The organism is Fredinandcohnia onubensis (genome assembly GCF_002734215.1).
In the GTDB taxonomy this organism is placed as follows: Bacteria; Bacillota; Bacilli; order Bacillales; family Bacillaceae_L; genus Ferdinandcohnia; species Ferdinandcohnia onubensis.
Window position 1 is genome coordinate 256964 of sequence record NZ_NSEB01000012.1, and the last position, 23601, is coordinate 280564.

Sequence of the window (23601 nt, forward strand, 5' to 3'; positions counted from 1 at the left end):
ATTCAGTCTAAAAATGGGCATATCCTTTAGTGTTCAAACCCAGACATAAAATCAATTTTATCTGCAAGTTGCGGAAAATCGATGAATGGATTTCTGTTTTTTTGAATAAGGAAAATCTCTTTGTTACGATGCTTTTCGTATAAAGATACTTCATGTACATGATGCCAGTTTAGTAGCATCTCAATATCTTTCTTTTGATATCGACTAATTTTTCCCGGATATCGTAACAAAAAGTACAAAGTTGCTCTTGCAACCTCACCCTTCCCACTTTCAGGCTCAAACTTCCCCTCTTCATATTTCCCGCAATGGTCTCTAATTGCTTCCGTTGCCACTTTCGGTGGATAATCTACAAAATCATAATAAGGATAATTGGATCTAGCTGAATTACAATCTTTTTCACATGTAAAAAGATGATGCAGATCCCCTCTCATTGGATTATCCTCGTGAAACCATGACTGGGGCACTACATGTTCGCAATTAAACATATTTTCCTGATGAATAGACGCTAATGCCTGTTGAAATTCATCATTATTCAAGTTGCTTACCAACAACAGGTCATGAGCTTCTTTTCTTTTTCTGTCAGATTCATAATCTTCTTTTACGACTTGTTCAGGATCCTTCTCTTTACCAGAATAGATGCTCTTCAGGGTCCCATCCACTTGGAGGTCTACCACTGTATAAAGAAGGTCCCGGGTTTTAGCATTATAAGCTAACTGATTTACATGTGTTCTCGTTATTAACTGGTTTAGTTGTTTATACAACTCTTTTTTATCCTCATGATTAAAATCAATCGTACAATAATAATCGTTGATGAACTGCTTATCCTGTTCCACGTCATAATACTCTTTTTCGTTTTCAAATCTCCTTTTGTTAAGTGTTAACACTAACAAAACGGACTTTAAATCAGGATATTCATTTGTACCTTTATCCTTTGTGGAAGTCATATAGTTCTCCTTTCCTGGTTTCTTTTTAAACCGTTCGGAAAGCCACTATTCTTAAGGAGTAACATTCATATTTGATGCAGGAATCATGTCGTGTAGCTTCTCAACAACGTCAAGGAGGAGAAATCCATTTCCTTCGGCGCTTTTTCTGTTGCCGAGAGGTACGGTCCGTCTAATGAGTTGGGCATAGACCTCTGCTTCGCTCAGTGTTCGGTCAAATTCCTTCTCACTTAGATTGATGAGTAAAGCAATTGCACCTGCGACATGCGGAGCCGCCATGGAGGTTCCTGTTAGTTTGGCAAATTGATCATCCGGATACGTGGAAACCACATCTACCCCAGGAGCCACAAGGTCGATTTCTGTATGCGTATTGGAAAATGGTGCAAGCTGCAAATCCATGCTGACAGCTCCTACGGATATGACTTCGTTATACGCACCAGGGTAAGCATACTCAAATGTATCCTCCAATGAATCTCCTTCATTCCCCGCTGCCACAACGACAGATATGTTTTGATTGACTGCATCTTGAATGGCCTTATGCATTTCAGGTACATCTTGAGGCCCACCTAACGACATAGAGATTACACGTACTCTTTCATTGTTAGGTCCTTGCCACTCAATTGCATAGCGAATGGCTTCAATGATCCAATCATACTGACCTGCCCCTTCTCCCGTTAAAGCTTTTAAACTTAAAATTTGAGCCTTAGGAGCAACCCCTACAACTCCATCATTGTTAAGACTAGCCGCGATCGTACCAGATACATGTGTCCCATGGCCATTGTTGTCTTCAAATACTTCAGGGTCTCCATTATAATCACTTGTAAAATTCCGTCCAGCAATAATTCGATCCTTTAGATCGGGATGAGACGTGTCAATCCCAGTATCAATCACCGCAATGACAACACCTTCACCCTGACTGCTATCTTCCCATAAAGAAGGTGCCTGTACCAATTGAACTCCTTCTGGTGTTTCATTTGCCTGATTCACAACTGACTGAATGGTATACGGTAATAATTTGACCTGATTTTTCAAGATGAATCTCCTCCTTCAAATCTAGTTTTCAAAACAATTACCTTCATTCCCTTCTGTCTAGTGTTTCCTGGTTGGCTTCGTTGTATGGGAACGTTTGTTTCATTATACTAACTGGATAAGCTTTTATCAAGTTAAAATACTGAAAATTACAAAAAATGAATAGTTTGTCCCAGTTAAAATTCTATTTATCCTAACCTAAATGTGTACATCAGACTAATGCTAATTTTTAAACATTTCTATATTCCATTGACACTCATCATTCCTACCTATAAAATCAACTAATAATTTCATACATGTACTCGTATAATCTTGGAAATATGGTCCATAAGTTTCTACCAAACTACCGTAAATGGTTTGACTACGAGAAGAGTTTGGCTTTTTGTGTACGTAACAAAAAGCTCTATTTCCTTCTCTGTGTCAAACCCTGGGTAAAAGCCCAGGGTTTTTATTTTTATATTGAGGAGGAATTAAAATGGAAAAAAAACTGTTAAAGAAACGTATAGCTGTCTCTAGTAAACAAATCCCTGCGGACCTCGTCATTAAAAACGGGAAAATCATAGATGTGTTTAACCTTGAAATCATTGAGGGTGACATCGCGATTTCAGATGGTATGTTTGTTGGAATTGGAGAATTTGAGGGTAAAAAAGTCATAGATGCGAAGAATCGCTATGTGTGCCCTGGTTTTATTGACGGACATGTGCATATTGAATCCTCGATGGTCCCCCCTTCTGAATTTGCGAAAGTGGTCCTTCCTCATGGCGTAACAACCGTCATTACGGATCCTCATGAAATTGGCAATGTCTCAGGTAGTGACGGATTATCGTTTATGATTGAGGACTCTAAGAATCTCCCGCTTGATGTTTTTCTCATGCTACCTTCAAGTGTACCCGCTACTCCGTTTGAAAATAATGGAGCAGACCTTGAGGCTAAGGACTTGGAACCTTTTTACAGCCATCCACGAGTTCTCGGGTTAGCTGAGGTGATGGACTTCCCTTCTCTCAAAAACGCGGAGGATTCGATTATAGATAAAATTCTTGTGACTAACCACAATAATGGACTAATCGATGGCCATTTAGCTGGCTTGGATACAAATGCGATTGACATCTACAGAACAACTGGTATCAAAACCGACCACGAATGTAATACGGCCCAGGATGCGCTTGAGCGATTAAGACGCGGGATGTATTTATTAATTCGTGAAGGTTCTGTTGCAAAAGATTTAAAAACACTGATAAAGGTTGTCACTCCAACTAATGCACGTCGTTGTCTGTTCTGTACGGATGATAAGCATTTAGATGATTTGATCGAAGAAGGCAGTATTGACCATAATATCCGGTTAGCAATCGAAGAAGGGATATCCCCTCTCCAAGCCATCCAGATGGCAACATTAAATGCTGCTGAATGCTATCGTATACCAAATAAAGGTGCAATTGCCCCGGGCTTTGAGGCTGACTTCCTGTTACTAGACCAACTAGAGACGATTGAAATAACAGAAGTCTATAAATCTGGGAATCTTGTTACACAGAATGGTCGTTATGTTGCAAAATCACCTGCTAAAAATGTTCTAAATACACAGTTACTGTCAACTGTTCATGTGTCTGAGTTACATGAAAAAGACCTTCAAATCTCATTAGGTGACGGAAATAAAGCAAATATCATTGAGATCATTCCAAATCAATTGATCACGAACAAACTAGAGGAACAAGTCAGAGTTGAAAACGGTGAATTTCAGCCATCCATAGAAAACGACCAACTTAAATTAGTCGTCGTTGAGCGCCATAAAAACACAGGTAATATCGGATTAGGAGTCGTAAAGGGATTTGGTTTTACAGATGGAGCAATTGCTACTACGATCGCGCATGATTCTCATAATATTGTTGCTACAGGTACCAATGATGCAGATATTTTGGTGGCAATTCAGGGACTCAAAGACATCAATGGTGGCTTAGTAATTGTCAAAAACAAGCAAATCATTGCCTCTTTATCCCTTCCAATAGCAGGACTTATGTCGGATAAAGACTCACAAACTGTCAATTTGGAGCTGGACCAAATAAAACGGTCATTAAGTCAACTAGGGTTTACCGGTGATTTCAATCCATTTTTAACCCTCTCCTTTCTTACATTGCCGGTTATACCATCTTTGAAAGTAACAGATTTAGGATTATTTGATGTGGAAACATTTACACATATACCAGTACCAACGGACTAATTTTAATGTACCCCTTGAAATTTATTATATTTTTAGTATCATTAAATACGAACATTACATTATTAAAACATTTTAATGTTCGTGTTTATATCTATTATTTAATTTTTTACAGACCAAGATCATCATAGGGGGAACTTAAACATGAACGTACTCAAAAACGCAAAGGTATTACTCTTACTTCTCATTATGGGTAGCCTACTCATTGGTTGCTCACAACAAAGTGAATCAAGTGCGAAGGCCGAAGCAACAGAAGCTGAGGTAAAAAGTGAGGAAGTAAACAATCAAGAGGATCAGCATAGCGTTGGAATTATCGGCCCAATGGCAGAAGAAATTGAAATTTTACATTCTCATATGGAAGTAGAAAAAGAAGACGAAATCGCTGGTATGACTTTCTATCAAGGAACATTAAAGGGGCAAAACATTGTCCTCGTTCAATCCGGAATTGGAAAAGTAAATGCAACAATGGCTGCTCAATTACTGGTTAGTCAATTTAACGTAGATGCTCTCATTAATTCAGGAATTGCTGGAGCCATCCACCCTGATATTAACCTTGGGGATATCGTAATCTCTACGGATACAGTTCAGCATGATATGGATGAAACAGCAAAAGGATATGAACCTGGTTTGATTCCAGGAATGGATACTGGCTATTATGAAGCTGATAAAGAACTGATTGCTTTAGCAGAAGAGGCCGCAAAGAACCTGCCAGAAGAAGTAAATGTCGTAAAAGCTAGAGTGGCTACAGGTGACCAATTTATCGCAAGTGCTGAAAAAAGTAAATGGATTCTAGATACATTTAATGCCTATGTTGTTGAAATGGAAGGTGGAGCTGTTGGACAAGTTGCATACCTGAACGACATTCCATACCTTGTCATCCGTTCCGCATCAGATGATGCAGGTGAAGAAGCCGTTATGAAATGGGAAGATTTCAAACAAATGGCCGTAACAAACTCATCTACTATTATCGAAGGCATCCTTGAAAATATGAAATAAGAACGAATATTTTTAAAGTGTCAGGCACCATTACGGTCCTGGCATTTTTTTATGTGTGTTAACTAGCGCACTTCTTATTTTTTTTGATACAATCGGCATTAAATGAAATCATAACATATAGTTGATTGTTTAAAATTACACCAAATGAGGGAAAAACGATGTATCCATTCAGTCGAACTATTTTTGCGATCTATTTGGTCGCAGCACTATTAATAATCGGTGGGTGTTCACAGGAGGAAAATCAATCTAGGCATAACGAACCCGAGAACATCACAAAAACCACCGAGGAAACGGAAACGAAACGTGTTGAGGACACCCCTCCCCCTACTGAAGAGCAAGAAAAAGTGCCAAATACACTATCAGAACTTACCGTTCATTATATGGATGTTGGTCAAGCTGATTCAACCTTACTTCAATATACTGATGAGGGTGAAGAATATACCATCTTGATCGATGCAGGGAATTGGAACAGAAACGATGTCATCCATTACTTACAAGCTCAACACATTTCAGAAATTGATATCGCAATTGGAACACACCCTGATGCAGATCATATTGGTCAACTTGGTAAGGTTATCAATACGTTTAACGTAGGAGAAATATGGTTGTCCGGGAATACGAGTACATCCCAGACGTTTCAGAGGTTATTACAAGCGATCGATCAAAACAATGTCGATTATTATGAACCAAGACGCGGCGATGAATTTGAAGTTGGCCCGCTCCAAATTGAAATTTTATATCCGATCTCTGTTTCCGAAAATGACAATGAGGAATCTATTTCGCTTAAGCTCACGTACGGAGAGATCTCCTTCATTTTTACGGGTGATGCAAGTCGAAATGATGAATTAAAAATGATAAATGGTAGTATCGATGTAGACGCTAATATCCTTCATCTAGGTCATCACGGTTCAAGCACCTCTACTCATCCTGCTTTTCTAAAGGAAGTGAGTCCAGAAATAGCAATCTACAGTGCTGGAAAAGAGAACAGCTATGGGCATCCACATAAAGAAGTCGTCGATTTAATTCAAGATTCTAATATTACACTTTATGGAACAGATGTACATGGCACGATTCTTGTCAAAACAGATGGCAAAAACTATGAGGTGTTAACCAAAAAGGATGGCACGATTACACCCCCTTCTACAGGAGGTGGAACTTCTACAAGACCTGAATTAGATAAAGAAAGTCAAGTAACCAATGGTAAATGTATAAATATCAATACGGCAAGTGTAGAAGAGCTTCAAGAAATTATTCATTTAGGGCCAGCGCGTGCAAAGGAACTGATTAACTTAAGGCCGTTTACATCCATTGATGAATTAACACGAATAAAAGGAATTGGTCCGTCAAGAATGGAAGATATTAAAGCACAAAATCTAGCTTGTGTAGGAGGATAAAATGAAAGGTTATTTGGATCGAATCGAAGAAAATCAACATGCTGTTATTATAGTGGATGAAATAAATAAAGAATTTATCATCCCTATCAGTCAATTACCCAATGGTTCAACAGCTGGTTCATATTTGAACCTTATTATTGAAAATGAAACAATCACTTCCATTACACTAAACGAAAACGAAACAATCTCACAACAACAAAAAGTAGACGATATGATGTCTAAGCTCCGTAAAAAGAGTTCCGGAAGCAAGTTCAAGAAAAAAGATTGAAAGAGTGCTTGTCTCTTAGCAACTGACAAGAAGAGATGCGTATTTAACTGAAAACATGCACATGATAGTAGAGAACATTTTAATGAAAGGAAGAACTGGGATGAACTTTAAAAGCAAATTACAAGAAGCTCAAGATATTATCCATAGTGCCCATCATCATTTAAAACAAGTGAATTCGAATAGTCCTGAATCAGAGGCATGCCATTTTGCCCAAAGCGAACTAGAAAAAGCCCAACAAGTTATCCAACAGGTACAACAACAAATACATAATTAGATTAGTGATTGAAAAATGGCTGGGATACATTGATTCCAGCCATTCTATTTATTTAATCATTCTTTTGTAGTTGATTTGGTGTTTCAAATTCAGGTTTAATTTCTTTTGCTATTTCTGTTGCAAGTTTGAAGTTCACGTCAAAAGGATTTCTTTTTAAATTCGTGGAATTTTGGAACGAATTTTGGGCTTGCTGAAATCTCTTTTGAACTTCTTGATTGATGCGGCTATTTCTACTACCAAATAAGCTAAGGATGGCTACTCCTAAAATAGAAATCCAAATCCACCCTCTGTTGTTTCGTTTGCGTTTGAATAATTTCAGTGATTTGTTACCACTAAAGCTACTAAGTACGGTTGACAGTAACTGCATATAATTCATCTCTCTTCCCTCCTCACCCTATTGTGTGAGGTTGGCTTAAACAATATATGTGGTAATTTTTAAAAACCCTCAAGTGCATGATTCAAGGATTAGGTCAAATAATAATCTCAGAGGTGATTATAATGGATGTGAAAGTTTTTCGCGCAATAAATCAAATGACTGGCCGTTCTACATTAGTCGATCAGTTCATGATACTTATTTCAAACAAGATCCGTTATGTATATTTCTTTATTTTGATTGTGATGTGGTTTAAAAAACATCCATATAGACAAATGACGAATAACGCTATCATTTCTGCCTTCATTACACTAATCATGAATCTTTTCCTTAAGTTATTTATTTCTAAGCCCCGACCTTTTATGAAAAGTCGTGTTGGAATCTTAATTCCTTCAAATATGGATTCTTCATTTCCAAGCAAGCATACGTTACTCGTTTTTGCAGTATCGACATCGATTTTACTATATAATCGTGTTCTAGGTACAATCATGTGTGGATTGGCAGCACTGACTGGTATTTCCCGAATTTGGGTAGGACATCATTACCCATCTGATATAATTGGAAGTGCTCTATTGGGTTCTGTAACGAGCATGTTTGTTCACAAAGTTGACGAGGAGAAAATGTAAAATTAAAAACGCTCAGAATGACCTGAGCGTCTTTGTGTGTACCTTAATTTATTCTCTTCATTCAACCTATAATGAATTGAAGATACTGCTTTTAATCAATTATACCTTTGCCTTTGGCAGTGGTTTCTTAATCCACTCTTTATAGAAAGTATCGATATCTGGTTCAAAATCAATGATAATCGGATACCAAGGTGGGACTGCCTCCACCTCAAGCTGGGTTGCACATCCGGGGCAATAATATTCACGAATGACTTGCCACTCTGGGTCTGGCGACATCAATTTAGGATAAATTTCATTCATTTTCTCCACGGTATCACGAACAAAAATCCGAGCATGCAGCTTCCAGTTTTCCTTATAATCACAGAATTCGTGGCCACAGTCGCATTTGACAATACGATCGCCATTTTCTTTTTGTACAATATATAAATGTAATCCATATGGAAGCAGAATTGGATCATCCCAACTTACACGGTCCTGTAAAACTTCTCGGTAAATTTCAAAACGCTCAGGATCCTTATGGCTCGACATCATTTCTTTAACTTGATAAAACTCTAACGTTCCATCAATTAATTCACCAATTCTTTTCTTATCATACTTTGCCACATGATTCACCTCTTTTTCTTATTTTTTCTTTTTTTGCTTGAAACGGTTGATATGTGCTCCCATTGTTGGCACTCCTAGCTCATCTTCATAGATCATCCATTCTTCAGGAATATTCCAGAAGTCTTTAAATTCGTCGGTGAACTTTTCACTTAAAGCAAAGCTTTGGGCATACATATGTTTGACTTGAACAGCAGCGTCTTCTTTGATGATCTTCTTTCTTTCACCTTCCATCCACTCTTTAGTAGGAGCACTGCGCTCTAAGCGTTCTTTTCGGATTTCTTTTCGTCGTTGTTCAGTTGCTTTTATATCAACTGTATATACACCCTTTTCTTCAGTGAAGACACATCCATACACTTTTTCTGCATAGCGAAGCAGAATGTACTTTTCATTAAGATCATTTTCAACCTCTTTTGGATTTCTCTCAAGCGGATCGCCAAAGCCTGGGCCTCCACGAAGGTAGTTCATGATCACATCGTAATCACCGAATTGCTCTTGTGTAGAAACCGCTTGTCTGTCACGGTGAATAACTTCAGCTTCCATATTTTGTTCATAAGTTGGATTATCTGGGTCCACATCTCCGCCTAATGGGATTGGCAGACCTTTTTCAATTCTCTCTTTAATATTTGTCTTATTAGCCTGGAACCTGTATCCCGCAGATGCTGGATATCCGCCCATTAGGCCACAGTCTGTTGCCATAACACCTGCACCAGCGACGAACATTGCCCATTCTTGAGCTCCCCAACCTAAGCGAAGTGACTGCCAGCCGTTCCCGCCTCGATATTTACCAGACCCACCTGATCCAGGTAAGATTTGTCTTCCTAGGAAGATGAGCGGTTCAAGGAGTTCCCAAATTTCCATATCCCCCATGTCACCCTCTGGATTCCAGAGTGCGGCGGAGTGACTGATTCCATCTTGAATTGCACTTGCTCCAACTCCACAAGATGAGGTTTCAAAGCTATTCATTGCGGATAATTGACCGTATTGATCATATCCTCCACCCATTAACCAGTTAGAAGTATGAGCATTACCTGCGTTTACTTCTTCTAAATATCCTCGCCCAAAATAGGATCGGCTCAGTCCGCGCCATAGCGGAGACCATGCTGCAACTAATGCATGCCATGTATTAGAATGGGCAGTTCGAATGTCATCTGGGTTAAACCATGACCCGTATGGCATGCCAAATTTACTTGCATAATAGGCACCATCGTTAATTCGATCATTTGGAACAAGGGTTTGTGACAGCATGACCCAGATTCCGCTTGTAATCGAAACAGGTGTAGCATTGAACGGATGCCATCCCCAGCGGTTAGCCCCTTCAAAATCAATTTCAAGCTTAGCATCTTTATGAACCGTGATTTCAGAAGGTGTATGAATGATTGAATTCAACTTTGCAAATGAAGGAAGATCCAGATCCTTAAAAGGTACGTCTACAAATGAAGCTTGACGATATTTTCCTGGAATTAACATGGTCTTTACCTGATTCACAAAGCCTCGGCGTCCGTCCTCAATAATTTCACGGATAAATTGTTTATAAGCGTCAACGCCCTCTTCTTTGATTACATCTAAGACAAGGTCACGTATCATATGACATCCTGCAATCCTTGTTTTCTCATCAAGCGTCCAGTATTTTACCGCACGAACTGATCTTGTACTTTCGAGTATCCAGTCTTTTGATAGCTTGTCATTTTGGCCGATTTTTCGACATGTGACTTGATATCCATCATCATAACGTTGGACTGGACCCATTGGCATACTTCCTGGCGCAGATGCCCCGGTATCAATTACGTGAGTTACTCCGCCGACCCAGCCGACAACTTCACCTTCCCAGAAAATTGGTACCAATGTATGGACGTCACATGTATGAACATTTCCTACATGGTTATCGTTGTTACAGAAAATATCTTTATCAGCAATACCTGGGTTATCCTCATAATCATTTTCAATCATAAATTTAATCGCAGCACCCATCGTCCCTACGTGGATAATAATCCCAGTTGATGTAACAATCGAATCGGCCTCAGGCGTGTATAAACTAAAGCACAATTCACCTTCTTGTTCAACGATTGGAGACGCAGCAACCTTCTTTGCGGTCTCCCTTGCATGAACCACTCCGCCGCGGAGCTTGGAATAGATTTTTTCAAAACGAATGGGATCCGTTTCCTTAAATGGTAGCGTCCTTAAGCCGGCATAATAGCCAGTATCCTTACTAATTTCGTCCATTTCTTTTCGCATTTGCTTTAGAGTTTTACCATCCCAGCCAATCGGTTTATTCACTTGTTGAACGTCAGTTATCGTTTTTGCCAAATTTGGTACCCCCTTCAGATTTTAATAAAATATCAATTTATTACTTGACCTCGTTTAAATGGAAGATTCGATTTTCATCAAGATACGCCTCAAATCCGAGTGGAACAACTAATGTAGTAGCTGTTGATTCTAGAATGGAAAATGCTTTAATTTTGTTACCAGGCAGTAATTTTTCCATTTCATAAATACTTGCTTGTAAAAATTCACCATCCCAATAAATTTCGCGATATCCTAAAAACGCATCCTTAGGCGGTGTTTCACCAACTAATGGTTCTTGTGGGATTTGTGGTTTTGCAACCTCAACAACTCCACGAACAATAGCACCTGTTATCGAATAACCAAGCTCCGGAGAAAGGGCAGATTTTGCATAAACACGTGAATAGGTCTCTTCGAATGTCTGAATGAGCGTCTCCCAATCATCAATCGATTTAAAGGCCGAAATTGGCGCCTCAATTTCAAGGTCATTCAATTGTCCCTGATATTGCATTCGGTAAAGCAGTTTGAAATCAACTTCTTCAGGCGAATAATCATTTTTCTTGAATTCCTCAGTCACTTTATTTTTAAGTTCATCCCATGCTGCTTGTAACTCTTGCCCGGCAAGTATGATGTCAGAGTCCTCTGGATGTTCAGCGACGTTAAGATCTAATGTTTTATCATATCGATATTCAAAATCCGCTGCACCACATCCAAATGCTGAGAACCCGGCTGCCCAAGCAGGGATCAATACATCTTCAAAGCCTAACCCCTTCGTATAGCCAGCTGTGTGTAACGGACCACCACCGCCGTACGAGAAGCAAACATATTGAGATGGAGAATACCCTTTTCCTAAAATCATAGATTCTAGGTAGTTACGAAGCTGTGATTCTAATAATTCAATGACCCCGTAAGCTGCATCTTCAACAGTTAACCCAAGCGGGTCCGCTATTTGCGTTTTAACCGCTTCATAGGCTTTTTCTCTTGAAAGCTTAATCACTCCGCCAATAAAATTATCTGGATTAATCAGACCAAGAACAACGTGACAGTCAGAAACGGTTACAGTGTCAAGGCCCCCATGAGGGTTACAAACACCAACACGTGAACCCGCACTATCTGGTCCTAATGTAATATTTCCGTAGTTTGGATCGATTCGAACAAAGCTGCCTGTACCTGCACCCGTTGTATCCATGGAAACAAGCGGCAATGAAAGGACAAGACGAGCCATGTCAGGACTTGCATTAATAGCTAATTCTCCCTGTGTAATCAGGCCAATATCGAAACTTGTTCCGCCAATATCAGAACAGGCGACATTTTTCAAGCCAAGCTGTTCTGCTAGATATTTAGCTCCAACCATTCCCCCGATTGGTCCAGAAACACAGGTTCTAGCTAATTCATTTGCTTTTATACTGATCGTACCACCGTGACTCGCCATAATGCGCAGGTCAAAATCTGTACCTGCTTCCCTTAATGCAGTATCGATATTTTCTAATGTTTTACGAGACGGCTCTGCGGCATAGGCTTCAACAATCGTTGTATTTGTACGATGTGATTCCTTTCTGACCGGATAATAATCAACCGTTGCAAAAACTTGGATATCCTTATTCGTTTTTTTGATAATTTGCTCAGCTATATCGCGAACTTTTCGTTCATGGGCAGGGTATTTATAGGAATGTAGCAAGCTGATAACAATCGCTTCTACGTCCTCCTCAATCAGTTTTTGAATAGCAGGTTCAATATCATGCTCGTAAAGTGGAATGACAACGTTTCCAAATAGGTCCACACGCTCCGTTACACCAACTGTCCATTTACGTGGTACAAGCGGCGGATCAAAGTGGTGAGTATTTACATGGATTCGGTCAGAATAAGAGTAGCCTAGGAAAGACTGTAGCCCACGGCCCATTCGATGGTTATCCTCCATCCCTTTATTTACAACTAATCCTACACGACGCCCTACTCTTGATACGAGACGGTTAAGCATGGCAGTGCCGGAATAAACACCCGCAAGTAAATTCGGAAATTCCTCTTCAATTTTTGCATCCCATTGACTCAACGCATCTTTCGCTGAGTTTAATAGTCCAATATGTTCATCCAGTGGAGTCGTTTGTGCCTTCCCTACGACAAAATCCCCTTTTTCATCAATAATGAACGTGTCTGTCATTGTACCGCCGGCATCAATGGCAAGAATTTGAGATTTGGCCAAATAAAACTCTCTCCCTTCAATAAATCTAAAATTTTTAACAGCATTTCTCGTTTCCATATGTATGGCTTGTTGCTGTTGCCTTTTATATTTGCAAGTAGTGTGCCAACACAAAACCTTCGATTTAACATGACAAAAAAGGAAAAAAATAAATCAAACTGTATCATTGCGCTACACTTGTAGCGATACAGATTGTTTTCATGATACAGACTATAAGACTATTGAATTACATAATAGATTAAGTTAATATTTTTAATATACTGAAATTTATATAATACATACGCACTACTGCGGATACTGCTTTCATCCTCTTAGACGAACTCTTTTCGTGAAAATTTATGATGAGGAGGTTCATGATGTTGTTAAACCCTTTTCTCTCGATTTTTACTACTGAGGATTTACATAATAAGGTAGGTGAATTAAAACAGAAATGGGAGTTGTTTGTAACCAACCCTGCTAATAGTGACAATCTAGACACTGTCGTGCGGCGTGAAATCCTTAACTCATGGAGTCGATGTCAATCAATTGGATTAAATCCAGAACAAAAACAAGCCAGTACGGCACTTACCTCATTCGAATTAGAACAACTCCTATCAGAATCCGACCTTTATCGAACAGCGAAACCTCTAATTGATACTATTTTTGATAAATTAATTGGAACCGGATACATAATCACACTTAATGATGAAAATGGAAAAATGCTTTATTTAAAAGGGGAACCAGATATTATTCGAAAAACTGAAAAAGTAAACTTTGCACCTGGAATGGATTGGAGTGAAGCCGCAGCAGGAACTAATGCGATTGGAACGAGCATCGTTTCCAAACAGCCCATACAGGTTTTTTCTGCTGAACATTATTGTGAAGGCTTTCACCAAATGACCTGTTCATCCGCCCCAATTTTTCATCCATACACCAAGCATGTCGTAGGAGCGATTGACTTTACCGGTCTTTGGCCAAGTACACAACCACACACTCTTGGATTAGCTGTCTCTCTTGCACAAATGATCGAACAACAACTTCTTTTTATGTATAAAGAGAAATATAACCAAGTGGAAGAATATTATCATCAATACACCTCGAAATGGCGGGATCATTCGGTTCTTGTTTTTAGTAATGAATATGTGATTGTGAATGGTGACGATCAATTACTAGATGCGCTTCATTTGAAAAAAGACATGGTACTTGAAAGCGAAAAAATCAAGAAGTTTTTACAAGCCCCATTCCATTTCATGGATCAATCAGAATGCTATCAATTCATTAACATAGAACCGATTATGTTTAATAATGAAGAAATAGGTTATGTTTCTATTTTCAAAACTAGAAACAATTCTTCATCAAGTGTTCCAATCAATTCACAGAATCACAATTTAGTCGGTGAATCCGCTGAAATGAAACTGATTTTACAAAAATGCCGGCAAATTGCATCAATCAACACCCCTATCTTGTTAACTGGTGAAACAGGTACGGGTAAAGAGGTAATCGCAAGGTATATTCATGAAGTAAGTACAAGAAAGGATAAACCTTTTATTGCGATAAATTGTGGGGCAATACAGAAAGAACTAATTGGCAGTGAGCTTTTCGGTTATGAAAGTGGTACATTTACCGGTGGGAAAAAGGACGGGAAAAAAGGAAAATTTGAAGAAGCCAACGATGGAACAATCTTTTTAGACGAAATCGGAGAAATGCCTCTAGACATGCAGGTGCATTTACTGAGAGTGCTTCAGGAAAAAGAGGTTACGAGGTTAGGTTCTTCAAAAACGGTTAAAATTGATGTAAAAGTAATCGCCGCCACAAACCGTAACCTGGAAGCTATGATTGAAGAAGCACTGTTTAGAAAAGATTTGTTTTTTAGGTTAAATGTGATTTCACTTACGATTCCCCCCTTACGTAAAAGGAAAGAAGATATTATTCCAATCAGCAATTATTACTTAAAACTATTTGCAAAACTATATCATAAAGATTTACCGTTTCGTTTAACCGAGAAAACAAAAAATTTCTTTTTGAGCTATGAGTGGTCAGGAAATATAAGGGAATTAAGAAATGCAATTGAACATGCAGTCATCTTCAGCAACTCAACTGAAATTAACAAAAGTCACCTACCAGATTATTTAGCAGACTTAAAAGCCAAACAATCCCTTAACGTTCATGAGATTTCAAATCTGTCTGTAATCGAACAAGCAGAAATGCAGCAAATTAAAACACTATTAATCCAAACAGGTTGGAATATATCAGCAGTAGCAAAAGAAATTAAAGTGGCAAGATCAACCTTATATCGCAAACTCAAAAAATATAATCTAATGGACCCACGGATAACTAATTAAATAAATCACGAGCATGCCATTGGATATATGACATTGTTAAGCCGCTCACTTTACTGAGTGGCTTAATTACGTTATATATAAAATATCCTTAAATGTGTTATATGCTATAATTTGTAACGTAAAACGAAAGTTAGAGGTGAACATTCTTGGCGATTCATGTTGTACTTTATCAACCAGATATTCCGGCTAATACTGGAAATATTGCACTTACTTGTGTAGCAACGGGTTCAGCCTTGCATTTAATCCGACCACTTGGATTTTCAACAGATCCGGAAATGTTAAAAAAAGCAGGCATCGATTTTTGGAATGATGTAAACATCACGTATTATGACTCATTGGAAGACTTCTTTTCAAAAAATCAAGGCGAATTTTATTTTATTGAGACGTTTGGTGAAAAAACACATACAGGCTTTGATTTCAGTGATGAATCGAAGGAACATTACTTTATGTTTGGAAAAGAAACAACGGGTTTGCCGAAAGGTTTACTAGAAAAAAACAAAAATCACTTTTTGAGAATACCCATGAACGATCACGTTCGTTCACTCAACCTTTCAAGTACTGCAGCAATACTAGTCTATGAGGCATTACGCCAGCAAGGATATCCGAATTTAAACTAAAAAATCTTCCATTTGGAAGATTTTTTTATGTGCCTGACAGATACAAAACTTCCCCTATGCTTTCCTATTTCTTATCATCGCAATCACTAGAAGGATTATCGGAATGATGACTTGAAATGGTAAGTGAAGAAACATAGGAACAAATTTGTAACCCTCCTGTACGTGTTCAGCAAAACTACTCGCCATCGTTATGGATATAAGTAAAACAACTAGTGCCATGGGATAACATAAACGTGTATGACTTTCAATTGAGAACAAATTGGCAACCCCTGTGACTACCGCATAAAAAAAGACCGCGATTTTAAAGAATCCCCCAATAATTAGGGCTAACATAAAGAAGATATCGAGACGTTCGATAAACTCTGCTACTTGGATCATTTGAATGGTAGCTAGGAGTGGAAATGGTGCACGAGCTGTAAGGTTAATACCCAGAACACTAATATTCATTAACATGACAAGCGTTAAATTTATCCCACTTAAACCGATCGCACATAAACCGGCAATCTTTGCTTTTCGTGAATGATTCAAATATGGAAATATCATCGCAAATACAACCGTCTCCCCAAATGGAAAATACAGAGTTTGGGTAAATGTTGCTTTTACAACAGGTAAAATACCTTCTCCTAATATAGGCTTTAGGTTGCTTACATCAATTAATCCAGAGATCACAATGAGGATAAATCCCGTTACCGCAAGTAGATACATGATACTAAAAAGGAGTTCCCCTGTTCTCCCTAATACTTCGATTCCTTTTCGAACCCCGTATACTACTACGATGATTAAAAGTGAATTGACAATAAATAATGGAGTCTCAGGATAGGCGAATGTCACCAGCATCACACCAAAATCACGTAATACTCTTGCTGAGAGATAAGCAAAATAAAGAATGTACAAAAAAGCAAGTACTTTCCCGATTGGTTTTCCAACGATAATCTGTGCATACATGGTTGGTAATTTGTCGGGGTAATATTGATAGAGTCGGAAAAAGATAATAAAGAGCAACATTCCACCGATCATTCCAAGGAGAACGGCAATCCAGGCATCCTGCTTAGCATCCATTGCAAGTGGCAAAAGTAATGCACTTCCTAATTCAAACAGCAAGACAAGTACAAATAGCTGATACGAACTGATTTTTGCCTTCTCCATGTGACATGCTCCTTATTTCTATTAACGATTTTCCTCCATTTCAGTAAGGAAAGATTTTGTGCGTATACCCGTCCGGCGCACAAACGCATCTACTTTCACATCCACAACTAATTCCGGAAAATAGACAGAATTCCATTCAGACTTCAGCTTCTTCCAAAGCTTAGGATCGGCGCGTTGCACCACTTCACCAAAGCCAAAAACGTCTGTTTTATTTTCTTTGGCTTGTTTAATTGCTTCTTGAATTTCGTTCTTAATTACCTTTTCAGCCTCTTTTTCAATTTTGACTAATTTAAGTGGGTCTGTTAAATCAATCGGTACTTCTACTTCTCCGATATCGCCTTCAACACTTACATCTACGGTAATCATGGGTTTCTCATTTTGAATGATAGGTAGAATTTGGGTTTTTTGGCGAATCACTTCGTACGCAATGGCTTCTTCATTTCCTTGCCAATCAATATTCACATCTGTTTTTTCGATTTTATCCAAAACCCATAAACTTCCTCTTGCCGTATTTCCTTGTAACCAATCTACCAGCTTTCCTTCTCTAAAAACAGCAATCCCATCAGCCTCAAGAACCGCTTTTGGAGTCGTTTCTTGAATATTTGCCATTTTCATAGCCTGATCGATTTCACCTTTCAAACGAAATCCGGTTACTAGAGGCTCTTTCCCTTCGGAAACTAAACTATTAAGTACATCTTTCATATTCGCTCTCAGATGTGTCCCCCAGTTTTTTTCTGTTGACTTTAGTGTTTTAATTACTTTATTGGAAGGGATTTTATCGATTGGAGTTAATGTTCGAACAATATCTCTTGCCTCCATGTCTTGAGCAATCACCACTTCCGATGTGATTCGGAATTCTGGATCACGGTCCATGGCATCAAAAAGATGGAGGATTCCTTCCTCTCTTGCCAATCGCTCTCCAATAACGACTAAATTTGTATGAGCATAATAAAGCCTTCGTGAAATACCAGTGGAAAACTTCTTGCTAACTTCAGTAAGGTTATTTCCTGTCTCAGTATACACATTAATTGGTGGGCCAATACTTGAGCCTCCACCTTGCTGGCCACCTGTAACATTCCCAGGATTAATTACTTGAATCGTACCTACGTACTGTCCCTTATCATTTTTATCGATACCAAAAGCAGAAATTATCGCGATGTCGGTAAGCTCCTTTTTGCTCCAACAACCCGATAAAAGGAACAGTCCAAGGAATAGAATGACAAGTACAAACCCTTTATTCATCTCGGTCACCTTTTTCTTCAGAAGACTTAAGCATGCCACGTCCTACAGGTGGCTGAGGTTTCTGGTCTTCCCCTACTCGAACCATATTATCTTCACTGATCAATTTCGGTCGTTTCTTTAAGGCCCACCACGGTAATCGGATAAACGTATCCGCGTTCTCCGTAAGAATAAATGGGGCCATTGGTGTCATATAAGGAACACCAAATGAACGCAGACCACTAAGATGGATTGTAAGCATAATAATCCCTAGGATAATTCCATAAAAACCAAATGTGGCAGCAGCAATCATAAATAAAAAACGAACCAATCGTGCAGCAATCGCCATCGCAAAAGATGGAGTTGCGAAACTAGCTATTGCAGTCATGGCCACTACAATTGTCATGGCTGGTGAAACAATTCCGGCCTGAACGGCTGCTTGTCCAATTACAAGGGCCCCAACAATTGAGATCGCTGACCCTACTGCCCGCGGCATTCGAATCCCCGCTTCTCGTAAAATTTCAAATGTGACCTCCATGATCACAGCTTCTACAAATGCCGGAAAAGGCACAGCCTCCCTTTGTGCCGCAACAGCAATTAATAACTGAGTCGGGATCATTTCCTGATGAAACGTGGTTGCAGCAATATAGGTTGCAGGTGCAATAATAGATATTGCAAATATCAAGAGCCTTAAAAAACGTAGAGCCGTCGCAATATCAAATCGCGCATAATAATCTTCTACTGCCTGAAAAAATTGAATAAAGACAGCGGGTGCAATTAATACAAAAGGAGTCCCATCTACGAAGATGGCAATTCTTCCCTCTAGTAGATTCCCTGAGACCGTATCAGGTCTTTCCGTATGATAAAGAGTCGGAAAGGAAGTAAATGTTTGGTCCTCAATAAACTGCTCAATATATCCAGACTCAAGAACACTATCAACATCAATTTGATCAATCCGTCTACGAACCTCTTCGACAATTTTCTCGTTTGCAATTCCATTTATATACATAATGGCAACGTCCGTATTCGTCACCTTGCCCAACTTCCTTGCTTCCACCCACAAATTCGGATCCTTGATACGCCGGCGCACCAAAGAAGTATTCGTTATAATCGACTCTGTAAATCCATCCCGAGGACCACGTACTGTCACCTGACTTGTTGGTTCCTCAATCGAACGTCTTTCGCCGCCTCTTGTATCAACAACGAGCACCTTTGTTTTTCCATCTACAAGAATGATTGTTTCTCCATTCATTAACGCAGTAAAGAGTTGGTCCCAACCACTGGCTTCTCTGATACTCCCAAATGGCAGAGCCTCATCTTCAATCACATCTAGTGGATCTTGTTGAATCAGCTTCTCCTGCAAATCAGGACTTTTCATGATGGATTCAATTAAAAAATCTTTTATGGATTGGCTATCTACAAGCCCGTCTATATAGACAATTGCGGTTGGAATCTTCGGTTGTATCCCGATGTTAACTTTTCGAACAATCACATCAAAACTATTGCCTGTTTTGTTTCGAATTACATTGAGATTATTGGACAATAGGACATCAATGGAATCCGGAAAATCCTGTTTTGTTAGTGGTTGCGTTTGGTTTTCATTCGTTGTGCTACTTTTTTTACGTTTATTCTTGAAAAAACCAGGCATTTTTGTTAAACCTTTCTATTCTAGTTATTAACTGTTCTGCCCAGTAGATTATTATTTATACCTTGTCATATAAGTGTTTTAGAAGGGGAATAATAATTGAAAAAAGGTGTGAGAAAAATGAAGATTATCGGGATAACTTTGTTGATGATGGGGTGTCTAATGAGCTTCTCGTTTTGGCTTGATTATCTGCAAGGATTTGAACTACAAACAGCATTCAGAAATGCAACAAGTCCATTTCGAGTCATGGATCCAGCTGAAACGATTGTTCTGTTATCCCTTTTACTGACTGTCCTAATTGAGATATTCGTTTATTCATACAAAAAAAGAAAGGGAAAAGCGAAGGCTGGATAAGGAAGTTACTCAGAGGTTCCTAGTTCCATATCAACGTAAGCAAAACCTCGATTCCTTTCTTTTTTAAATTTACCAGTTTAAATTTACCAGACAAGAATCGTATATCTACAACCTAAATCCTTTGTTCAAAATCAAATCTTTTGTCATAAATTTTATGTATTTGTATCTATCTTAGTCTAAAAAACAAAAAAACTCATAAACACTGGTTATACAATGTTTATGAGATACTGAACAATTCAAACTTAACTAAAATTATGGTAACGGGACGATGGTACAGCTAGCTATGGGGCTAAACGATTCTGTCGTCTGGTGCCTCACGCCCCATATATTTATCCACTATTAACGTTTTATGTAGCCAGAGATCCTCCATCAACAGCATACGTAGCACCCGTTACGAATGAGGCCGCATCACTTGCCAAAAATAGTACGACTTGAGCAACTTCCTCTGGCTTCCCTAAACGTTTTACAGGAACAGTCGCTTCTATTTGTTCACGTGCGGCATTTGCATTTTCCGGAGAAATATTTTTCTCAATATTTTTTAGCATTTGCGTATCGATGGCAGCCGGAGCTACTCCATTAACTCGAACCCCTTTTGTTGCCATTTCCAAAGCAGCCGTTTTTGTAAGACCTACTACCGCATGCTTAGAAGCTATATAATGTCCCATACCTGCACTACCAATAAATCCAGCGTTGGAAATTGTATTAATAACAGAACCAAATCCTTGTTTTTCCATAGCGGATAGGACAAATTTCAGCCCTAAAAATACTCCATATACATTGATTTCAGTCACTTTTTTAAACGCATTGAAGTCAATATCAGTGATAAAATTAAAAGGACCTTCGAAGCCTGCATTATTATAAAAAATATCGATCTTACCGAATTTATTTACTGTTTGTTCTACATAATTCTTTACATCTTCCTCACTTGTTACATCTGCTTTAACTGTTAGTACTCTATCTTCTGAGATATCCAATTCATTTTTGGTTTTTATAAGCGCCTCTTCATTTAAATCAACTAGAGTAAGTGATGCACCCCTATTTGCGAACTCTTTCGCTGTTACTGATCCAATTCCTCCAGCTGCCCCAGTAATAATCACTACTTTGTTTTCAAAGTTCATTTTCATCTTCCTTTCTTTTTAAAAGCAAGGAAACCAACGTCCATGGTTTCCTCACAAATCCTTTTAATTTATTAATTCCGGATGATGCAATATGTTTTCTAACTCCTTTAAAAATGCTGCACCTGGTGCCCCGTCAATGACTTGATGGTCTATAGTGAGTGAAAGATTTAAAACAGGTGCAATTTCAATTTGCTGATTTATTACAACCGTTTCTTGTTTGATTCTTCCAATGCCAAGTAATGCGACTTGTGGTGAATTTAAGATCGGTGTAAAACAATCAATCGGATACATTCCAAGATTGGAAATGGTAAATGTACCTGCCGTCACTTCTTCAGCAGTTAATTGTCCGGTTTTTCCCCGTTGAATCAAATCAATCCGATCTTGTTTAATTTGACTCAATGATTTTTCCTGTACTTTTTGAATCACAGGCACAAGTAAACCGTCATCAAGTGCTACAGCTATACCAATATTGATGTCTGGCCACTGATAAATCGTGTTATCAACAAGTGTCGAATTTAGCCGTTTATGACTTGATAAAGCCAAAGCTACCGCTTTAATAAAAATATCATTATATGAAACTTCTTTGTTTGAGGCTTTAAATTCAACTAGTTCTCTAATAACAATTGTAGAATGTAAGGTAAGCTGTGCCGATTTTGACAGGCTTTCCTGCATTCTTCGAGCAATTGTTCGCCGCATTCCCCTCAACTTAATGGCTTCAGCGTTCATGATTTCTTCCAAGTTTTTTTCCATACTTACTCTTCCTCTGTTTCAATGACTGCAAGGATGGTTCCTACTTCAACGTTTTCATCTTCTTCAACTTTAATACTCTTAACGACACCAGAAACGGGTGCTTGAATATTAAAGTTGACTTTTGCAGCTTCAACATTAACTATATCTTGTCCCTTTTCAACGTCGTCACCTTCTTCAACAAACCATTCCATGATGTCTCCATCTGTCATACTTGCACCTTGCTGAGGCAACTTTATATCTACTAATCTCAACAATTCTTCACCCTTTCGCAACAATACTAGTAATACTTCTTACAGCAGCTAAGATATTTTCCTGTTTTGGAATTAATTCATTCTCCAAAATTTTACTGTACGGCGCAGGAACTTGTGCACGAGTTACCCGTTTAATCGGTGCTTTTAAATACTCGAAGCCTTCTTCGGAAACGATCGAAGCTACTTCCGAAGCGAAGCTACAGAAACGGTAACCATCATCAACAACAACTAAACGGCCTGTCTTTTTCACGGAATTTAAGATAATTTCTTTGTCAAGCGGGAATAATGTTCTAGGGTCTACAACTTCTGCAGAAATCCCTTCCTTCTCCAATTCCTTAGCAACTCTTAATGATTCTCTCACTAAATGCCCAATGGCAACGATTGTTACATCTGTACCTTCTTTTTTCACATCACCCACACCTAGCGGAATATAATATTCTTCATCAGGTACTTCACCACGTAACGTATTGATGCGGGCAGGATCAAAAACAACAACTGGGTCATCTTCTCGAATGGCCTGCTTAATCAAACCTTTAGCATCATACGGGGTAGAAGGAACAACGACTTTCATGCCTAGGTGTACGAGTTGAGCATACGTATTATCAGAGTGCTGTGCAGCCATTCCGCCACCACCACCAGCACCTGCAACAATGACAGTGAGTGGAATGTTCACTTGTCCACCAGTCATGTAGCGTAGCTTGGCAGCCTGATTAACAAGTTGCTCCATACCTAAGTAATGTAGAGTATTAATTTGATATTCAATCACCGGACGGAGACCAGCCATTGCCGCACCGACACCAAGTCCAGTAAATCCTAATTCAGAAAGTGGAGTATCGATAACACGCTTTTCACCAAAATCTTCAAGGTAGCCTTTTGTGATTCCCATGATTCCCTTACGGATATCCAGACCCATGACAAACACTTTTTCGTCCTTTTCCATTTCTTCACGAACAGCTAGAGAAATAGCTTCTAAAAATCTTTTTTTAGCCAT

22 protein-coding genes and 1 riboswitch are annotated in these 23601 nt (G+C 38.8%); of the genes, 9 read left to right on the top strand and 13 right to left on the bottom strand.

Annotated elements, in window-relative coordinates; genetic code table 11:
* Window positions 1-26: 26 nt before the first annotated feature.
* Both CKK03_RS15735 and CKK03_RS15740 read right to left on the bottom strand, forming a co-directional pair.
* Entirely contained in the window at window positions 27-944 is a 918-nt protein-coding gene (locus CKK03_RS15735; RefSeq protein ID WP_099363491.1) for an endonuclease I family protein, read from the bottom strand.
* A gap of 51 nt (window positions 945-995) precedes the next feature.
* Entirely contained in the window at window positions 996-1973 is a 978-nt protein-coding gene (locus CKK03_RS15740) for a S8 family peptidase (RefSeq protein ID WP_099363492.1), read from the bottom strand.
* Between the two features lie 279 nt (window positions 1974-2252).
* Window positions 2253-2354, top strand: a riboswitch (purine riboswitch).
* A 91-nt stretch (window positions 2355-2445) separates the two neighbouring features.
* On the opposite strand from CKK03_RS15740, the gene ade reads away from it, so the two are divergent.
* The 5 genes from ade (at window position 2446) to CKK03_RS23770 (ending at window position 7111) form a co-directional block, all read left to right on the top strand.
* Window positions 2446-4182, top strand: coding sequence for an adenine deaminase (gene ade / locus CKK03_RS15745; protein ID WP_099363493.1), 1737 nt, complete (start codon window positions 2446-2448; stop codon window positions 4180-4182).
* A gap of 141 nt (window positions 4183-4323) precedes the next feature.
* On the top strand, window positions 4324-5175 hold the full coding sequence (locus CKK03_RS15750; protein WP_245864150.1) for a 5'-methylthioadenosine/adenosylhomocysteine nucleosidase: 852 nt from the start codon (window positions 4324-4326) through the stop codon (window positions 5173-5175).
* Window positions 5176-5333: 158 nt separating this feature from the next.
* Window positions 5334-6569, top strand: coding sequence for an MBL fold metallo-hydrolase (locus CKK03_RS15755; RefSeq protein WP_099363494.1), 1236 nt, complete (start codon window positions 5334-5336; stop codon window positions 6567-6569).
* A 1-nt stretch (window position 6570) separates the two neighbouring features.
* Entirely contained in the window at window positions 6571-6837 is a 267-nt protein-coding gene (locus tag CKK03_RS15760; RefSeq protein ID WP_099363495.1) for a DUF3006 domain-containing protein, read from the top strand.
* Between the two features lie 100 nt (window positions 6838-6937).
* Window positions 6938-7111, top strand: coding sequence for a hypothetical protein (locus CKK03_RS23770; protein WP_180271274.1), 174 nt, complete (start codon window positions 6938-6940; stop codon window positions 7109-7111).
* Window positions 7112-7163: 52 nt separating this feature from the next.
* Here CKK03_RS23770 and CKK03_RS15765 read toward each other — a convergent pair whose 3' ends face one another.
* Complete coding sequence (locus tag CKK03_RS15765) at window positions 7164-7487, bottom strand: hypothetical protein (protein WP_099363496.1); 324 nt, start codon at window positions 7485-7487, stop codon at window positions 7164-7166.
* Between the two features lie 122 nt (window positions 7488-7609).
* On the opposite strand from CKK03_RS15765, the gene CKK03_RS15770 reads away from it, so the two are divergent.
* Window positions 7610-8110, top strand: a complete 501-nt coding sequence (locus CKK03_RS15770; RefSeq protein WP_099363497.1) for an undecaprenyl-diphosphatase — start codon at window positions 7610-7612, stop codon at window positions 8108-8110.
* 99 nt (window positions 8111-8209) lie between these two features.
* Here CKK03_RS15770 and CKK03_RS15775 read toward each other — a convergent pair whose 3' ends face one another.
* From CKK03_RS15775 to CKK03_RS15785, 3 genes are read right to left on the bottom strand one after another with little or no spacing between them, the layout of a single operon-like run.
* The gene (locus CKK03_RS15775; protein WP_099363498.1) at window positions 8210-8713 is read right to left on the bottom strand and encodes an acetone carboxylase subunit gamma; all 504 of its coding nucleotides are present in this window, start codon (window positions 8711-8713) and stop codon (window positions 8210-8212) included.
* A gap of 18 nt (window positions 8714-8731) precedes the next feature.
* The gene (locus tag CKK03_RS15780) at window positions 8732-11017 is read right to left on the bottom strand and encodes a hydantoinase B/oxoprolinase family protein (protein WP_099363499.1); all 2286 of its coding nucleotides are present in this window, start codon (window positions 11015-11017) and stop codon (window positions 8732-8734) included.
* A 40-nt stretch (window positions 11018-11057) separates the two neighbouring features.
* Window positions 11058-13193 (bottom strand): hydantoinase/oxoprolinase family protein, encoded by a 2136-nt coding sequence (locus tag CKK03_RS15785; protein WP_281254518.1) that lies wholly within the window; start codon window positions 13191-13193, stop codon window positions 11058-11060.
* Between the two features lie 353 nt (window positions 13194-13546).
* Here CKK03_RS15785 and CKK03_RS15790 point away from each other — a divergent pair, with 353 nt between their 5' ends.
* Entirely contained in the window at window positions 13547-15511 is a 1965-nt protein-coding gene (locus CKK03_RS15790; RefSeq protein WP_099363501.1) for a sigma-54-dependent Fis family transcriptional regulator, read from the top strand.
* A 146-nt stretch (window positions 15512-15657) separates the two neighbouring features.
* Window positions 15658-16128 carry a tRNA (cytidine(34)-2'-O)-methyltransferase gene (locus CKK03_RS15795; protein ID WP_099363502.1) on the top strand — a complete coding sequence of 157 codons (471 nt, stop codon included), beginning with the start codon at window positions 15658-15660 and terminating at the stop codon, window positions 16126-16128.
* A gap of 54 nt (window positions 16129-16182) precedes the next feature.
* On the opposite strand, the gene CKK03_RS15800 is transcribed toward CKK03_RS15795, so the two are convergent.
* From CKK03_RS15800 to CKK03_RS15810, 3 genes are read right to left on the bottom strand one after another with little or no spacing between them, the layout of a single operon-like run.
* Window positions 16183-17274: a GerAB/ArcD/ProY family transporter gene (locus CKK03_RS15800; protein ID WP_099363503.1), complete on the bottom strand. Its 1092-nt coding sequence runs from the start codon at window positions 17272-17274 to the stop codon at window positions 16183-16185.
* A gap of 21 nt (window positions 17275-17295) precedes the next feature.
* Window positions 17296-18516, bottom strand: coding sequence for a Ger(x)C family spore germination protein (locus tag CKK03_RS15805; protein ID WP_099363504.1), 1221 nt, complete (start codon window positions 18514-18516; stop codon window positions 17296-17298).
* Window positions 18509-20140, bottom strand: coding sequence for a spore germination protein (locus CKK03_RS15810; RefSeq protein WP_099363505.1), 1632 nt, complete (start codon window positions 20138-20140; stop codon window positions 18509-18511). The genes CKK03_RS15805 and CKK03_RS15810 overlap by 8 nt, the downstream gene beginning before the upstream one ends.
* Window positions 20141-20236: 96 nt before the next feature.
* On the opposite strand from CKK03_RS15810, the gene CKK03_RS15815 reads away from it, so the two are divergent.
* Entirely contained in the window at window positions 20237-20491 is a 255-nt protein-coding gene (locus CKK03_RS15815; protein WP_245864152.1) for a YczF family membrane protein, read from the top strand.
* A gap of 347 nt (window positions 20492-20838) precedes the next feature.
* Here the strand turns inward: CKK03_RS15815 and CKK03_RS15820 are convergent, their stop codons facing one another.
* The 4 genes from CKK03_RS15820 to CKK03_RS15835 all read right to left on the bottom strand — a co-directional run bounded on the left by CKK03_RS15820 (window position 20839) and on the right by CKK03_RS15835 (window position 23601).
* Window positions 20839-21609 (bottom strand): SDR family NAD(P)-dependent oxidoreductase, encoded by a 771-nt coding sequence (locus CKK03_RS15820; protein ID WP_099363506.1) that lies wholly within the window; start codon window positions 21607-21609, stop codon window positions 20839-20841.
* A 63-nt stretch (window positions 21610-21672) separates the two neighbouring features.
* Window positions 21673-22359, bottom strand: a complete 687-nt coding sequence (locus CKK03_RS15825) for a dihydrolipoamide acetyltransferase family protein (RefSeq protein WP_099363507.1) — start codon at window positions 22357-22359, stop codon at window positions 21673-21675.
* 2 nt (window positions 22360-22361) lie between these two features.
* Window positions 22362-22610 (bottom strand): biotin/lipoyl-containing protein, encoded by a 249-nt coding sequence (locus CKK03_RS15830; RefSeq protein ID WP_099363508.1) that lies wholly within the window; start codon window positions 22608-22610, stop codon window positions 22362-22364.
* Between the two features lie 7 nt (window positions 22611-22617).
* Window positions 22618-23601 carry an alpha-ketoacid dehydrogenase subunit beta gene (locus CKK03_RS15835; protein ID WP_099363509.1) on the bottom strand — a complete coding sequence of 328 codons (984 nt, stop codon included), beginning with the start codon at window positions 23599-23601 and terminating at the stop codon, window positions 22618-22620.